The sequence below is a fragment of the Novacetimonas sp. GS1 genome, from assembly GCF_036686925.1.
GTDB classification, from domain to species: domain Bacteria; phylum Pseudomonadota; class Alphaproteobacteria; order Acetobacterales; family Acetobacteraceae; genus Novacetimonas; species Novacetimonas hansenii.
Genome location: NZ_VSZP01000001.1, coordinates 2,676,314 through 2,691,626, shown reverse-complemented (window position 1 = coordinate 2,691,626; position 15,313 = coordinate 2,676,314). Strand labels below are relative to the sequence as shown.

The window sequence follows — 15,313 nt, the reverse complement described above, 5'->3', positions numbered from 1 at the left end:
TTATGTCATTTTGACATATAGAGACCGGAATGCTCATTCTTTAGTGTCTGTCCAAGAACATATTGAATTATTGGAATTGTTTATGATTTTCTGTCAGCGCGCCTGATTTGAAGGAGTTGCTGATGTGGACCGCCGAGAACCGGGCCCGATATGACCGGAGCCAGCTTCGCTATCCGAGTGACCTGACGGAGGAGGAATGGTCGCTGATCGCACCGCTGATCCCGGCTGCCCGGCGTGGCGGCAATAAGCGAACGGTGAATATACGCGAGGTCATGAACGGCCTGATGTATGTTCTTGGAACGGGTTGCCAGTGGCGTGCGATCCCGAAAGACCTGCCGCCGCGCAGTACGGTGAATTACTACTTCTGCCGCTGGCAACATGACGGTACACTCGATCGTCTGCACCATACACTCTATGTCCTGTGTCGGGAGCAGGCGGGCCGTAAGGCCAGTCCTACAGCGGCGATCATCGACAGCCAGAGCGTCAAAAGCGCTGAAAAAGGGGGCGGCGCATCGATCCGTCCGGCTTTGACGCCGGCAAGAGGATCAAGGGCAGGAAGCGGCATCTCCTCGTCGATACGCAGGGCCTGTTGATGAGGGCAACGGTCCACGCGGCCGATATTCAGGACCGTGATGGCGGTGTCATGCTGATGGCGACACTGTTCGGACTGTATCCGTTCCTCCTGAAACTCTACGCCGACGCGGGCTATCAGGGGACGAAGTTCCAGCAGGGACTGGCTCATGTCTGCCATTCTGTAAACGTCGAGATCGTGCGACGCTGTGACCTCGGAAAGTTCGTGGTGTTGCCCAAGCGCTGGATCGTGGAGCGCACCATCGCTTGGTTGAACCGCTGTCGACGCCTGAGCAAGGATTGGGAGTGTCTCAATCACAATGCGCTGGCTTTCCTTCAATGGGCATCAGTCCGTTTGATGGTCAGAAAGCTTAAAAACAATGTTCTTGGACAGACACTGCCGAAATGCTTTCCACCGGTCTCGACCGTCAGGCGCTACTTTTACGCATGGCGTGATGCCGGACTGTTCGAAGCGATGAACACAGTACTGGTCATGAACCTGCGGGAGATCGAAGGGCGTAAGGCCTCCCCGAGCGCGGGCGTGATTGATAGCCAGTCGGTGAAAACCACGGAAAGTGGGGGAATTTCCGGTTATGACGCTGGAAAGAAGGTCAAAGGTCGCAAGCGCCATATTCTGACGGATACCTGCGGCTTCCTGATCTTCCTCCTTGTTCATGCCGCTGACATTCAGGATCGTGACGGGGCTGTCGATGTCCTGGCGGCAATACGCAAACACTTTCCATGGCTTCGCCACATCTTCGCCGATGGCGGCTATGCCGGTAAACCGCACATGGCTTTCCGCTGGAATAGTTGGAAGCATTCTCCACTGCATAAGTAAAGCGGCAATGGCAATGATTGCGGCAGCCACGAATGCACCGCGCCAGGAAGAGTATTCTGCCACAAGAGATCCCATTGGAACCCCCAGGATCATGGCTGCTGTGACCCCTGCGAAAACAGCCGCGGCTGCCTTATGCGCTTTTTGCTTGGCAACGAGTTCTACTGCAACAGAAAGGCCCATCGCCTAGAATGCGCCAAGACTGATACCGACCAGTGCCCGACTGAGCAGCATCACTGCAAATGTCGGTGCCAGGGTGGCAATAAGGCAACCTGCCAGCAGAATAAGGGAGAGCCATAAAATAATCCTGCGACGATCCGTGCGCCCTGAAAAAAGCATGACCCCAGGAGCAGAAAGCGCTGCCATCATGCCCGGAACGGTCATGGTAAGCCCTGCCGTTCCAGGAGTTACAAAAAATGTTCTCGAAATATCAGGCAGGATACCTACGGGAAGAAATTCGGTGGTGACGGACGCAAATGATCCCAACGCCAGAGACAGGACGGCCAGTCTCTGGCGAGCAGGTGAAAGCTCCCGAGCAATCAAATGCTGCATGATGGGAGCCTTTTTTTCTGAAATTTCATGTTGCAAAAATATACTCCAACATTTCACACCAATAATACAAACGAAAATTAATGTATTATTTTCTGAACATAAAATAATTATATTCATTTATGGTGCCAATTTCCATATGAACTCAGATAGGACCAATCCATACGATGTGGATACAGCCTTGGCCTTTTTTAGAGATTTTCCTGTCTTAAAATCGAAGGGTTTGCATGACTATAGAGTTTTTCATCAAAATGTTTGTGAGTAAATTTCAGCAATGAATGACTATTAATTCTATCCCCCTCATGAAATACTCTAGTGTATGAAGTGGTTCGGAAAATCTCGGATTTTTTACGAAAGAAGAAAGATAATCGCCCTCACGTCTGGCGTGATGGCGAGTTGTCTGATCGGTGCCGAGGCATACCGCATGCACTTACCTGACAGGAGGTCTTCCATGACGGATCAGAATGCCCAAACTTTGAGACTCATTTTCCCTCAGTGGCAGGGCGGCGATAATCCCCCCTATTATCTTGGATCAAAACTTCTGGCCTGGCTGGCTCCCCCTTCTGCTGGCCCTGTTGAGGAAGTTCCGGTTGACGCTCCGACTGACGTTCCTTTGCCAGTCGAGGATGAAATGCGTGGACGCAGTGTGCTGCTGAAACAGATTCAGGAAGCCCGGAAAATCATTGAACGCCATCAACCAAAGTCACTGGCGGTTCTGGGTGGGGACTGTCTTGTCTCGCTCATGCCTTTTTCGTGGCTTTCAGAACGTTATGGTGACAGGCTGGGGGTGCTCTGGATTGATACCCATCCAGACGTTCAGACCCCAAAGCAGTATACCAACGCACATGCACACGTTCTGGGGGCTCTGTTAGGCCATGGCGACCCCGACCTGACGAAAGCAGTGACAAGGCCGGTTCCTGCAAAGAATGTGATGATTGCGGGCATCCACGATCCACTTCCGTTCGAAGCCCAGTTCATTGCGGATCATGGATTGCGGACATGTTCACCCCAGCAGGTGCGTGATGGCGCACAGCCGGTCATGGAATGGCTAAAAGACAGTCAGATCGAAGTGCTTGCCATTCATCTGGATCTGGATGTGCTGGATCCGCACAACTTCCGTTCTTTACTGTTTGCAAAACCGGGTCGGGGCAAGCATGATTTTGGAGACGTTGCCGAGGGAAAACTCAATATTCCCGATGTTCTGAAACTCATTCAGGAAGTGACGACCGAAAAAGAAGTGGTCGGTATGACGATTGCCGAGCACATGCCCTGGGATGCGCTAAACCTGCAGGAAATGCTCAAACAGCTTCCTCTTATCGGCGGTTGAACCATCGCCCGAGAAAGCCTGTATTTTCGAAGACAGGCTTTCTCATTTTACTTTCATTTCCTCGACGAACAGCGACAGAGGCATCGAATGGCGATGGTGTCGGGGGTAGAAGAGATGAAACCCCAGATGCGTCGGACAGAAGGGTTCCAGAACTGATATCAGTTTGCCATTCTGGATGTGTTCTTCTGCAACAATTTTAGGGATATAGGCGAGGCCAATGCCGTCCAGGCAGGCATCTCGTGCACCGAATACATTATTGCATACAAATTGGCCGACAGGCTGAAACTTCAGGTCTTTTCCCTTCTGTCTGAAACGCCAGGGATAAATCTTTCCATGGGTTGGCAGGCGAACCCCGATACAGTTGTGCTCTTGCAAACTGGCCGGGGCTTTGGGGAGGGCATGGCTTTTGAAATAGGTCGGAGCCCCAACAACTGCAAATTGGATGTCAGGCGATACAGGCACTGAAATCATCCCCTGTGTCACCAGTTCTCCAAGGCGCACGCCAGCGTCGAAGCCCTCATCCACAATATCAATCAGGCGCAGATCCGTTGAGATCTCAAGGGAGATTTCTGGGTAGTTCTTTAGAAAATCTGCAATGCGAGGTCGAAGAAAGAAGCCCAGAGATTCATCTGTTACGGTGATCCGCAGATTGCCTCTGGGACATTTGCGGAATTCATCAAGGCTAGCCATCCGGTTCTCGATTTCGTCGAAAAGCGGCTGAATATTTTGCAGCAGATAGTCTCCCGCAGGCGTGGGAACGACACGCCGTGTTGTTCTTGTCAGAAGGGTGACGCCCAGTCGCTCTTCCAGAAGACGCATGGTGTGGCTTATTGCAGAGGGCGTAACACCTCTGCGGGCCGCCGCCTTTGTAAAGCTCCGTTCTTGGGCAACCGCCAGAAAAGAAAGCAGTTCGCTGAAATTTTCTCGTGACACTTGCTGACCTGAATGCTGTTTTTATCACTTAATCACTAGGGCCTGTTAGGCCTTGAATGACGGAACGGATTGCATAGCTGTTTATGATGAGCATGATGCAGTCTGTCTTTTCCGATACCGCATGGTCTGTCTGGGAGCCTTTGATCGAGGAAGTCCGTCCGAAGGGCAAGACCCCACCAAAGAACCTTCGACGGACGATATCCGCGATTTTCTGGCGCCATCAGAACGGCGCGAAGTGGCGTGCCTTGCCATCAGAGTTTGGTCCCTGGTGGATTGCAGCACAGTTGTTCATTCGCTGGTCGAAACTCGGTGTGTGGCAGCGCCTCTTTGAAAAGGCCAAAGACAGGGATCAAGACCTCGGCATGGTCTTTCTTGATGGCACGACAATCCGTGCCCATCATAAAGCGGCCGGAGCGGCTAAAAAAGGGGGCACAGAGAACGCCGAAAGGATCGTGAGGCTCTTGGCCGCTCACGTGGAGGATTTGGCACCAAGGTCTGCGTAGTGACGTGCCCCCCGAAAATGTAACCATTTTAAAGTAGAGTCCGATCGAGAAGGATACGGACGAATGAAACGCAGTCGTTTTACGGAAGAGCAGATCATAGGGGTGCTGAAGGAACAGGAGGCTGGGCTCAAGGTCTCTGATCTTTGCCGCAAACACGGGATCAGTGATGCGACGTTTTACAAATGGAAGACCCGCTATGGTGGCCTTGAGGTATCTGAGGCCAAACGACTGAAGGCCTTGGAAGATGAAAACGGTCGTCTGAAGCGTCTCCTGGCGGATGCGATGCTGGATAATGCGGCGTTGAAGGAAATTGTTGGAAAAAAGTGGTGACGCCTGTCGCAAAGCGGCAGGCGGTCCTACACCTTCAAAAGGCTCTGGAGGTGAGTGAGCGTCGCGCCTGTGCCCTTGTTGGTCTTGCCAGGCGTGTTGCGCGGTATGTTTCCACCCGGGCAGATGATGCCACCCTGCGCCAGCGCCTGCGGGATCTGGCGAGCCAGAGACGCCGCTTTGGCTATCGCCGCCTGGGTTATCTTCTGGCACGCGAAGGGTTCAGCCCCAATCACAAGAAGCTGTTCCGTCTTTACCAGGAGGAAGGGCTGAAAGTCCGCCATCGGGGCGGCCGCAAGAGGGCACTGGGGACGCGTTCTCCCATGACCATCCCTCAGGAACCCGGGCAGCGCTGGAGCCTGGATTTTGTCTCGGATGCCCTGATCTGTGGCCGCCGGTTCCGCATTCTGGCTGTTATCGACGATTTCAGTCGCAAGAACCTGGCATTGGTTGCCGACACGTCATTATCAGGTGGACGTGTGGCGCGGGAACTGACGGCCCTGGTGGAACGATATGGCAAACCCCTCATGATTGTCAGCGACAACGGTACGGAGTTCACATCCCATGCCATCCTGAAATGGGCGGATGAGATGAAGGTTGAATGGCACTATATCGCCCCCGGGAAACCGCAACAGAACGGCTTTGTCGAAAGTTTCAACGGCCGGTTGAGGGATGAATGCCTCAACGAGACGCTGTTCACGTCTCTCAGCCATGCCCGACAGGTTCTGGCTGACTGGCGGGAAGACTACAATACGGTGCGTCCCCATTCCCAGCTGGATGGCAGGACACCGGATCAGATCGCCAGACAAGGGTCTCGGGGGCATGCCCCCGAGACCCTTGTCATTCCATCAACCCCAAGCCATAAAAAACGGGAACTCTCCTTTTAAGTGGATACAAAAAAGGGGGCACGTCAGGGCGTACATCTTCGATCGGTCCGCCCTCACGCTGAATCCAGCCGAAACCTTCAGTGATGAGGAGAGTCTGGCCGAGCGGATGTGCGTGCCAGGCCGTGCGTGCGCCCGGCTCAAAAGTGACGGTTGCGCAGGAAAGTGCACCACTGCCGGCAAAGGGTGCATCGACCCGGACCGTGCCAGTAAACCATTCGGCTGATCCTTTAACGGAGGGTTTGAAACCAGGACGACGGATATCCATAAATATCCTCCTTCAAAGAGGGCCTGACGGGTAAAAAACACACCCCAACAGGTTTGTCAGACATCAAAGCATGAGGCCATTTCCATGATTAGATGCTAGGGTCCGCTTGATCTTATGCTTGGAGTTCATAAATGCGTCGCGAGGAACTGGTCGATCTCAATGCGTTCATGACGGTTGCGGAAGAACAGAGCTTTACACGGGCGGCTGCGAAACTTGGTACGTCCCAATCCACGCTGAGCCATACGATCCGCCGACTGGAAACTCGTCTGAATGTCAGGCTTCTCACCCGCACGACGCGTCGGGTCTCTCCTACGGAAGCCGGCGAGCGCCTGCTCACAGCGCTGGTCCCCGCTCTCGATACGATCAGCAGTGAAATTGCCTCCCTCAGCGAACTTTCTGAAAAACCGTCGGGGACAGTCCGGATCACGACCTCGGAACATGCGGCCAATACGTTGCTGTGGCCAGCACTCAGCAAGCTTCTGCCCAAGTATCCCGATCTGCATGTTGAACTGGCGGTCGATTCCAGTCTGACCGATATTGTTGCCGAGCGTTTCGATGCCGGCGTGCGTCTTGAGGAAACAATCGCCCGCGACATGATTGCCGTTCCCATCGGACCGCCGTTGCGTATGGCCGTCGTCGGGGCACCGTCCTATTTCGAACGGCATCCTGTCCCAAGAAAGCCACAGGACTTATCCCATCATACCTGTATCAATCTGCGTCTTCCGACCTCTGGCGGTGTTTATGCGTGGGAGCTGGAAAAGGGGAAACGTGCGCTGCGCGTGCGTGTGGATGGGCAACTGACGTTCAATAATGTGCCAATGATCCGACAGGCCGCGCTGGGTGGATTTGGACTGGCCTGCATCATGGAGGACCAGAGCGCGCCTTATCTGGCAGACGGGCGTCTGGTCCGTGTGCTGGAGGACTGGTGCCCCCCATTCCCCGGCTATCATCTGTATTACCCCAGCAGACGACAGTCTTCCGCCGCCTTCCGGCTGGTTGTTGAGGCCTTACGCTATCGCGGATAAAGCCGACATTTACTCAGGACGGCCTTTTTCCACATCATACTGTAACCACAAAACACCGTTCTCACGGTTTTCAACGTGTTTCAGACGCAAGGCCTGTCCATTTGCAGGTCCTCATCTTTGGCGCCAATCCAGTCAAAGCTGCTGGCGACACCGCAGAGTCCGTCAATGCCCGGATAAATCATGAGACTGGTCATCGTTGATGACGCCTGCCTTCAGGAAAGCCCCATTGATTCGACCGCCTCCTTCAAGCAGGAGCTTATTACGTCCAAATATCTTCCCCAGAACCTCGACAGCTTTCCGGATGTCATGTCCGTCTGTACCGGCGAAGCAGTAAGATCCCCCACGTTCCTGAAGCATGCGCAGATAGTCGTCTGTCACTGCCTCGCCAGGCACGGCGACAATGGCATCCCCATCGATGAGAGATTGGTATCAGCCATCCGCCAGAGCCACTTCCAGGGCAGCTGCTGCCGTGTCGTTCAGGATATCCGCCTGTTCACGGGAGAATATGAGAGGCGGGCGGATTTTCAGGACATTCCCGGCCGGGCCGGAAGAGCTGATGAGCACGCCGCGGGCGCGCATTTCATTGACCACCCGCGAGGCGATGGCCTCATTCGCCAGTTCGGCGCCAATGAAAAGTCCTGCTCCGCGAACATCATGAATGCCTGGGTGCCGGGCCAGTTGTGTCCGCAGGTAGGCACCCACGGTGCTGGCGTTTTCCATGAGGTTCTCGTCCTGGATCACGCCCAGTGTTGCCATGGCGGCGGCCATGGCGACCGGGTTGCCGCCAAACGTATTGAAATAACGGATGCTGGAGCCAAAATTCTGGATCACGTCCGGCTGGCATACAAGCCCTGCAACCGGATATCCGTTGCCCATGGGCTTGCCCATCGAGACCATGTCCGGCGTGATGCTATGGCGTTCAAAACCCCACATATGGCTGCCAGTGCGCCCGAAACCGGGTTGCACTTCATCGGCCAGGAACAGCCCGCCCGCGTCATGGATTGCCTCAACCGCCGGAGCGAGGAACCCGGCGGGATCAGAAAATATTCCATCCGAGGAGAAGATCGTATCCACCACCAGCAGGGCAGGCCGGATACCATGGCGTTGCAGGTCCGCGATGGCGGATCTGACACCTGCGGCAAAATCTGTGCCTGCCACAGGGGCGGGCACCGTGCGTACATGCGTCCCGAGATTGACGCTTTTGCCCAGAGAGGGAGAAATCTCGGCTGTTGTGGAGGTCACGCCATGGTAGGCATTTTCGGTTATGATCAGCCCGTCGCCGCCGGTGACATGGCGGGCAATCCGGATGGCCAGGTCGTTGGCCTCGCTGCCCGAGCACGTAAATGTTGCCTGCGCGGGGAAGGGAAAGGTCGCGAGCAGGGCATCCGCATAATCCACGATGGTATCATGCAGGTAACGTGTATGCGTGTTCAGCCGTTCCGTCTGGGCCACGATGGCGGCCACAATGCGCGGGTGGCAGTGCCCGGCGGGGACAACATTGTTATAGGCATCCAGAAAGCGGCGGCCATGCACGTCGGTCAGCCATGCCCCCCGGCCTGATGCAAGGTGCAGCGGTTCATCATAGAACAGCCGGTAAGACGGACTGAGCAACTGATGGCGGCGTTCAAGAAGGGGCTGCGTCATGGGGTATCCAGTCTGGGATGGAAAATTGAAACAGGCAGGCGGGGGCATGTGGGTAGCAGCGGCCTGTGGATGGCGGAAAGGGCCGGAAGGCACGAACCGTGAGGCAGGCCATGTCCCCACGGAACGGGATCATGATCCCGAAGATGTGGATAAGGGGCGGTCTGTCCAGTTTTCCTTGATCACAATGTATTCCTGCTCCGCATGATGCCGCACCTTCTGCGGCCGCTGGCAGTTGCCGGCCAGAAACACGATGGCCGTGTTGGCAACAAGGCCGATCAGGCCGGGATTGATGCCGAGCGTATCTATCCCGCTCAGGTACAGCCCGCACCCTACGGCATCCCCCAGTATGATCCCGGCGCACAACGCCCGGGGTCTGGCGCGGATTGACAGGATTGCCAGAAGGAAGCAGGGCAGCAACTGTGTTACACCAAAATACGTCATGTTATACAGGTGGGAAACCAGTGTTGGCACCATGGTCGCCAGAATCATGGAGACAACAATATAAAGCATGATGACCATCTGCGATGTGGTTTTCTGGTGTTTTTCCGGCAGGCCCGGCACAAGGTTGCGCGCCACCAGCGACCCGATGACAAGGCACGTGCCAGAAAGCACCACCAGCGCGGACAGGGCAGCCCCGCCGGCCACAATCCCGATCATGGCGGGCGGCAGGAGGGTTTTTACCGTCTCGATAAAGGCATCATTGGGGGACGTGAGTGCCAGGTGATGATATTTTGCATAAAAGGCGATCAGCATCATGAACGGAAAGATCACCATGTAAAGCGGCATGAAGATCTGTGCCCGCATGACGGTCCGTGCGCTGCGTGCCGTCATGAGGTAAGCGCAGCTCAGTGGAAAGATGGGCAGGCCAATGGCCTGGAAAAACATCGTGGACATGGCAAAGCTTTCCTGCCGACCGCTGATCCCCGTATTGTGCAGCTCATCCGTGCCGATCTGGAACAGGGTGGCCGGATTGTCTGTCTTGAGCAGCGCCATGACGATCGTGCCGATAATGAACAGCACGAGCAGATCCTTCATGACCGAGACATAAGCGGAGGCCCGGATGCCGGAAATGGCGATATACAGGAAAACGATCCCGCCCGCGGTCAGCATGAGCAGCCAGCGCGAGGAGACGATGTTCAGCCCTGACAGCACAAGGGTCAGGCCGGAAAACTGGATGGTCGCCCACGGGATCATGAACAATATGATGTTGAAGGCAACGGTAATTTCAAGCGCGCGGCTGTTGAACACCTTGCGGAAAATGTCTGGCACCGTCGCGGCGTTGGTATTGCGCGCGAGCTGCCAGATGCGTGGGGTCAGGAAATAGCCGACAGGATAGGCCAGGAGCACATAGGACAGGAACCATGACGCGAACGGGTAGCCGGAATGATAGATGCCCCCGGGGAAGGCGGTCATCATGCCGATACTGTAGGTCTCGCCAATGCCGAGGAAGAAGATGAATATCGAACCAAAGGACCGTGAGGCCGTCAGGTAGTCCTTGATGTTCTGCGCACCGGCACGCCGCTTTGAAATGATCGCCACGATGATCGACGCGGTGAGGATAAGAATGAAGAAGATGATTGCCATTAATATGCTCCCGGCGTGCCAGACAGAAGGTCTTTTATTTCAACATATTCTGTAAAGGGTAGCTTTTGGTCTGCCCTGTTTTGGTCTGCCCTGTATTGGCGGCAGTGGTAATTTCAGGTCTGCCTTCAGGTGCTGATGGGGATGCCTGTAGATGGTTCTGGAACTGCTCGAGAAAGATACGTTCACTATTGCTGTAACGACCGTCACGGTTCCACAGCAGGAATATCCCCGATGTAGTGATGCCCGAGGCCGGTGGCAGGCGCCACAGCCTGCCTGCATCTACCCATGGCTGTGCGATATGTTCAGGCAGGCACCCGATTCCGTAATTCGCAACAATCATGCGAGTGATTTCCTGGATGGAGTACGATGTGCCCGAGATCCACCCGCTGAAATCCATCTCGTTGCGAAAGATGGTGATGTTGGAGAGAAGCCCGTCAATCCTGTCCGCTTCAGAGCGGACAAAATTCTCCTGCGCCAGTTCCCGCAGGGAAATGTCACTCTTGCCAAAAAAGCGGTGGGGCCGACCGCAGTACAGGCCATAGGACTGCTCCATGATCAGTGAGCGCCCGATGCGGGGCAGGGGGCGCGGGCAGAGCCCTATGCCAATATTGGCCGTTTTCTTCTGGAGGGAGCTTAGGATGTCCTCGCTGCGTATGCAGATGATTTCAAGCGATATGCGCGGAAAGCGTTCATGAAAGTTGGCCAGGAACGTGTCATACGTGACGGATTCAATACTGCTGAGCGTAAGCAGGCGGATATGGCCGCCTACTTCTTCCGTCCCGGATTCGATCTCGTTGCTGATCGCCTTGATCGAGCCATAGATATCGGATGCCAGACGCAGCACTTTCTCGCCATGGCTGGAAAGTGTAAAGCGGCTTCCGTTACGGACAATAAGGGCATAACCGATCTGCTTTTCCAGCCGCCGCAGGGCCTGGCTGACGGCTGACTGCGTCAGGCGCAGGCTGCTGGCCGCGCGTGTTATGTTGCCTTCATGCGCGATGGCGATGAACGTGCGCAGCAGGTTCCAGTCCAGCCGGTCGATCAGTTGTTCACTTTTCCTGGGGATGTCATGGCCCGTTTCGGCCTTTCGGTTCACAGGGTCGGGCATGGACGGAAAAGAGAGCATGGTCATGGGGATACAGCCTGATTTCAGTTTTCAGGGTACGGGGTTTCATAAACCTAACCTGCCGCATTGCATGAGGCTCGTTCGCGATTTCATGGCGCTGGGCGCCGGATATTGCACCAGACCTGCAGCGGTATTGCTGACAGGGCACAGAGCATCAAAACGTTACATATACATAATGATTTACCCGAAAGCATGATGTCAATTAATCATTTGGCCTGCCCATCATTATTTCTGTTTCTGGCCATCACATGCGGATGAGAATGCGATGCGGCAGAGTCTGGACAGATGAAGGATGATTTGCAAGAGTATTAAAGTATATATTCTCTATAAATAACGAATATATTTCACAAGGCATGCAGTTAATGGGCATTATTATCAATTTTAATGTCTATTTATCGTTTTCATATCGAAAGGTTCGTGTAATCATCTATGCCATAGTAGGAAAAATGATACGGCTGCGTCCGTTCGCCCTGTGTGCATCTTTATGTTTTCCGGAGGCTTGCCTGTGACCCTTCCATCCGAATCCTTCTCCGCAAATGAGTGGAAAGCACGTTGTGAACTTGCTGCGCTTTACAGGCTGATTGCCTATTTCCGCATGACGGACCTGATCGACACCCATATATCCATGGCCATTCCGGGTGATCCGGGGCATTTCCTCATCAACCGCTACGGCAAGGTTTTCGAGCAGATGTGCGCCAGCGATCTGGTGCGGATTGATAAATTCGGCCATGTGAAGGACCTGCAGCTTGAGCAGTCCAATGTGAATGCGGCGGGCTTTGTCATCCATTCTGCCATTCATCAGGCCCGGCCTGACCTGAAATGCATCATCCATACCCATACGCCCCACGGGGCAGGGGTCTCGGCGCAGGAGGAAGGGTTGCTGCCCATCAGCCAGCATGCCCTGAAATTTTATGGCTGCCTGTCCTATCACGGGTATGAGGGGATTGCGCTGCGGGCCGAGGAAAAGGAGCGCCTGATTGCCGACCTTGGCACCAATAATGCCATGATCCTGCGCAACCACGGCCTGCTGGTGGGGGGGCGGCATGTGGCGCATGCCTTCCACGAAATCTATTTCCTTGAACGTGCATGCCAGATACAGATCCATGCCCTTGCCGGAGGCAGGCAGCTCTCCTACCCGCCGGAGGAAGTCCGGCTGCGCACGGCGGAGCAGTTCCAGCGTGATGAAGCTGAAGAAATCATCCAGCGTGCCTGGACAGCGGCCCTTAGCCTGATTGCGGATGAAAAAGATTCATACTGTTCATAATGCGACAAGTGGTCAGAAGGTTTGGGAATGATGGAAAAAATGTCTGACGAAGCCGATACCCTGGAAATGACCGATGCCCGTTACCTGATGCATCCCTTTACGGATGCACGGGCCAACCTGCAGGGCGGCGGGATGGTGATTGATCGGGGCGAAGGCGTCTTTGTTTATGATAATGCGGGCAAAAAATATCTTGAGGCGGTCGCCGGGCTGTGGAGTGTCGGCCTTGGGTTCAGTGAACGCAGGCTGATCGATGCGGCTGTCCGCCAGATGGAGAAGCTGCCTTACTATCATACCTTCACCGGAAAATCGCATGCGCCGCAGATAGAACTGGCCGCCCGCCTCGTGCAGATGGCGCCTGTGCCGATGAGCAAGGCGTTCTTTACCAATTCCGGGTCGGAAGCCAATGATACGGCGATCAAGATGATCTGGTACCGCTCCAATGCGCTCGGAGAGACAAAGCGCAAGAAGATCATCAGCCGCAGGCGGGGCTACCATGGCATCACGATTGCCTCTGCCAGCCTCACCGGCATTCCTGTCGATCACCAGTCCTTTGACCTGCCGCTGCCCGGCTTCCTGCATGTGACCGCGCCGCATTATTACCGCGAAGGCCAGGAGGGCGAGAGCGAGGAGGCCTTCTCGACACGGCTAGTGAACGAAATCGAGGCGCTTATCCTGGCCGAAGGGCCACAGACCATTGCCGCCTTCTTCGCCGAACCCGTGATGGGGGCAGGCGGGGTGATCGTTCCCCCGCAGGGCTACTGGGAAAAACTGCAGCCCGTGCTGAAAAAATACGGCATCATCCTTGTCGCGGATGAGGTCATCTGCGGGTTCGGCCGGACCGGACGTATGTTTGGTAGCCAGACCTTTGATATCAGGCCCGACATGATGATCCTGTCCAAGCAGCTTTCATCATCCTATCTGCCTATTTCCGCCATTCTCATGAATGACATGGTGTTTGAACCGATCTCTGATGAGTCGCACGCCATTGGCGCCTTTGCCCATGGCTTTACCAATGGCGGCAACCCGACGGCCGCTGCCGTGGCGATCGAGGTGCTGAATATCATGGAAGAGCGCGACCTTATGACGCATGTCAGTGATGTCAGCGTGCATTTTCAGGCGCGGCTGCGCGCGCTGGGCGCATCCTCGGCACTGGTGGGGGAGGCGCGTGGCGTCGGGCTGATCGGGGCGCTGGAACTGGTGACGGACAAGGCCACGCGTTCCTCGTCGCTACAGGCTGGGCAACTGGCAAAATATGCGTTCAGGCTGCTCCAGAATAAGGGGGTCATTGCCCGTGCCATGGGCGATACGCTGGCATTTTCGCCGCCATTGATCATTACGCGCGATCAGGTCGACATGATCTTTGATGGCGTGACGGAGGTTCTTGCGCAGATGGAACATGAGATCGGCTCCGGCCAGTTCCACTGAGTGATAATTGGAGGAGGCTTATATTATTCAGGTAAAACTGAATAATATAAGCCATTAATAAAGAAATATTCTTGTAATGGAGTCAGGGAATGGTTTCCATCGCCGTTTATGTTGAAGACGATGCTGACTATCCCAGGCAGGTAAAGGAAGCATTTGCTGAACGGGCGCCAGATATCCATGTAGTGGACTGGGCGACCGCCATGGGGGCGCCCGACAGTATCGACTATGCGCTGGTATGGATGCCTCCCATAGGCGATCTTGCGCGCCTGCCTGCGCTCAGGGCAGTTTTCAGCCTGTCTGCGGGGGTTGATCATATCGTGGCGCGCGACCCCGACTGGCCCGCCTGTCTGCCCCTTATCCGCATGGCGGGGGAGGAAACCGGTCGCCTGATGGCGGATTACCTGCTGTGGGCCTGTATCAGCACGATCCGTGGCGCGCGGGGGTGGGCGTTGCAGCAGAACGAGCGGGTGTGGAAACGCATGGTCGTCACGCGTTCGACTGCGGACTGTGTGGTGGGCATCATGGGGCTTGGGCAGCTTGGCCGTTACGCGGCGCGGCATCTCAACCGGTGTGGCTTTGCCGTGCAGGGATGGTCACGTTCGCCCAAGGTGATCGAAGGGGTCAGGACTTTTGACGGGGCGGCCGGGCTGGAGCCTTTTCTGGCCGGGACCGATATCCTCATCTGCCTGCTGCCCAATACTCCCCAGACCCGCAACATCATCAATGCCCGGGTGCTGCGTGCGCTCCGGCCCGGAGGGGCGTTCATCAATGTCGGTCGCGGGGAGCATGTTGTTGAGAGCGATCTTTTATCGGCACTGGATGACGGCGTGCTGTCAGCCGCTGTTCTGGATGTTTTCCAGCACGAACCGTTACCGGTGACCTCGCCCTTGTGGGCGCACCCATCCGTAATCGTCACCCCGCATATCGCATCTCAGGCATCGGTCGTTGCCCGGGTCGATTACCTGATTGGTTGCATAAGGAGCATGCAGCGTGGGGAACGCCCGGAGCAGATTTTTGATATCAGCCGGGGTTACTGAAAGCGCAGGCTT

The 15,313-nt window shown here is 55.4% G+C and carries 11 protein-coding genes and 4 pseudogenes; 9 read left to right on the top strand and 6 right to left on the bottom strand.

The window, feature by feature from the left end:
• Window positions 1–122: 122 nt before the first annotated feature.
• Window positions 123–943, top strand: a pseudogene (locus tag FYB92_RS11795) (IS5 family transposase); the annotation flags it as partial.
• 24 nt (window positions 944–967) lie between these two features.
• Window positions 968–1,351: pseudogene (locus FYB92_RS11790) on the top strand (IS5-like element IS1031C family transposase); the annotation flags it as partial.
• 33 nt (window positions 1,352–1,384) lie between these two features.
• Here the strand turns inward: FYB92_RS11790 and FYB92_RS11785 are convergent.
• Window positions 1,385–1,957 (bottom strand): annotated as a pseudogene (locus FYB92_RS11785) (MFS transporter); the annotation flags it as partial.
• A gap of 448 nt (window positions 1,958–2,405) precedes the next feature.
• On the opposite strand from FYB92_RS11785, the gene FYB92_RS11780 reads away from it, so the two are divergent.
• The gene (locus FYB92_RS11780; protein WP_332828716.1) at window positions 2,406–3,281 is read left to right on the top strand and encodes an arginase family protein; all 876 of its coding nucleotides are present in this window, start codon (window positions 2,406–2,408) and stop codon (window positions 3,279–3,281) included.
• A 42-nt stretch (window positions 3,282–3,323) separates the two neighbouring features.
• On the opposite strand, the gene FYB92_RS11775 is transcribed toward FYB92_RS11780, so the two are convergent.
• Window positions 3,324–4,214 carry a LysR family transcriptional regulator gene (locus FYB92_RS11775; protein ID WP_332828715.1) on the bottom strand — a complete coding sequence of 297 codons (891 nt, stop codon included), beginning with the start codon at window positions 4,212–4,214 and terminating at the stop codon, window positions 3,324–3,326.
• Window positions 4,215–4,309: 95 nt separating this feature from the next.
• On the opposite strand from FYB92_RS11775, the pseudogene FYB92_RS11770 reads away from it, so the two are divergent.
• Window positions 4,310–4,719 (top strand): annotated as a pseudogene (locus FYB92_RS11770) (IS5 family transposase); the annotation flags it as partial.
• A gap of 61 nt (window positions 4,720–4,780) precedes the next feature.
• Window positions 4,781–5,931, top strand: a protein-coding gene (locus FYB92_RS11765; protein WP_237915129.1) for an IS3 family transposase whose coding sequence is annotated in 2 segments (ribosomal slippage) — window positions 4,781–5,039 and window positions 5,039–5,931 — 1,152 coding nt in all. Because the reading frame shifts where the segments join, the coding sequence is not laid out codon by codon here.
• Here FYB92_RS11765 and FYB92_RS11760 read toward each other — a convergent pair.
• Entirely contained in the window at window positions 5,885–6,196 is a 312-nt protein-coding gene (locus tag FYB92_RS11760) for a hypothetical protein (protein ID WP_332828714.1), read from the bottom strand. The genes FYB92_RS11765 and FYB92_RS11760 overlap by 47 nt on opposite strands.
• A gap of 131 nt (window positions 6,197–6,327) precedes the next feature.
• Between FYB92_RS11760 and FYB92_RS11755 the strand changes: the two genes are divergently transcribed.
• Entirely contained in the window at window positions 6,328–7,221 is an 894-nt protein-coding gene (locus tag FYB92_RS11755) for a LysR family transcriptional regulator (RefSeq protein ID WP_062809342.1), read from the top strand.
• Between the two features lie 429 nt (window positions 7,222–7,650).
• On the opposite strand, the gene FYB92_RS11750 is transcribed toward FYB92_RS11755, so the two are convergent.
• From FYB92_RS11750 to FYB92_RS11740, 3 genes are all read right to left on the bottom strand, one after another.
• Window positions 7,651–8,865 (bottom strand): aspartate aminotransferase family protein, encoded by a 1,215-nt coding sequence (locus tag FYB92_RS11750; RefSeq protein WP_332828713.1) that lies wholly within the window; start codon window positions 8,863–8,865, stop codon window positions 7,651–7,653.
• A gap of 129 nt (window positions 8,866–8,994) precedes the next feature.
• The gene (locus tag FYB92_RS11745) at window positions 8,995–10,449 is read right to left on the bottom strand and encodes a sodium:solute symporter (protein ID WP_247067174.1); all 1,455 of its coding nucleotides are present in this window, start codon (window positions 10,447–10,449) and stop codon (window positions 8,995–8,997) included.
• 34 nt (window positions 10,450–10,483) lie between these two features.
• Window positions 10,484–11,581, bottom strand: a complete 1,098-nt coding sequence (locus FYB92_RS11740) for a LysR family transcriptional regulator (protein WP_196760700.1) — start codon at window positions 11,579–11,581, stop codon at window positions 10,484–10,486.
• Between the two features lie 499 nt (window positions 11,582–12,080).
• On the opposite strand from FYB92_RS11740, the gene FYB92_RS11735 reads away from it, so the two are divergent.
• The 3 genes from FYB92_RS11735 to FYB92_RS11725 all read left to right on the top strand — a co-directional run bounded on the left by FYB92_RS11735 (window position 12,081) and on the right by FYB92_RS11725 (window position 15,301).
• Window positions 12,081–12,839 (top strand): class II aldolase/adducin family protein, encoded by a 759-nt coding sequence (locus tag FYB92_RS11735; protein ID WP_247067176.1) that lies wholly within the window; start codon window positions 12,081–12,083, stop codon window positions 12,837–12,839.
• A gap of 39 nt (window positions 12,840–12,878) precedes the next feature.
• The gene (locus tag FYB92_RS11730) at window positions 12,879–14,264 is read left to right on the top strand and encodes an aspartate aminotransferase family protein (protein ID WP_040511780.1); all 1,386 of its coding nucleotides are present in this window, start codon (window positions 12,879–12,881) and stop codon (window positions 14,262–14,264) included.
• A gap of 89 nt (window positions 14,265–14,353) precedes the next feature.
• A complete protein-coding gene (locus tag FYB92_RS11725; RefSeq protein ID WP_003619081.1) occupies window positions 14,354–15,301 on the top strand; it encodes a glyoxylate/hydroxypyruvate reductase A in 948 nt (315 codons plus the stop codon).
• The last annotated feature ends 12 nt before the right edge of the window (window positions 15,302–15,313 follow it).

Bases quoted from the DNA above. Each gene is read 5' to 3' on its own strand.
- FYB92_RS11780 (WP_332828716.1), top strand. From the start codon at position 2,406: ATGACGGATCAGAATGCCCAAACTTTGAGACTCATTTTCCCTCAGTGG.
- FYB92_RS11760 (WP_332828714.1), bottom strand. From the start codon at position 6,196: ATGGATATCCGTCGTCCTGGTTTCAAACCCTCCGTTAAAGGATCAGCC.
- FYB92_RS11755 (WP_062809342.1), top strand. From the start codon at position 6,328: ATGCGTCGCGAGGAACTGGTCGATCTCAATGCGTTCATGACGGTTGCG.
- FYB92_RS11750 (WP_332828713.1), bottom strand. From the start codon at position 8,865: ATGACGCAGCCCCTTCTTGAACGCCGCCATCAGTTGCTCAGTCCGTCT.
- FYB92_RS11745 (WP_247067174.1), bottom strand. From the start codon at position 10,449: ATGGCAATCATCTTCTTCATTCTTATCCTCACCGCGTCGATCATCGTG.
- FYB92_RS11740 (WP_196760700.1), bottom strand. From the start codon at position 11,581: ATGACCATGCTCTCTTTTCCGTCCATGCCCGACCCTGTGAACCGAAAG.
- FYB92_RS11730 (WP_040511780.1), top strand. From the start codon at position 12,879: ATGTCTGACGAAGCCGATACCCTGGAAATGACCGATGCCCGTTACCTG.
- FYB92_RS11725 (WP_003619081.1), top strand. From the start codon at position 14,354: ATGGTTTCCATCGCCGTTTATGTTGAAGACGATGCTGACTATCCCAGG.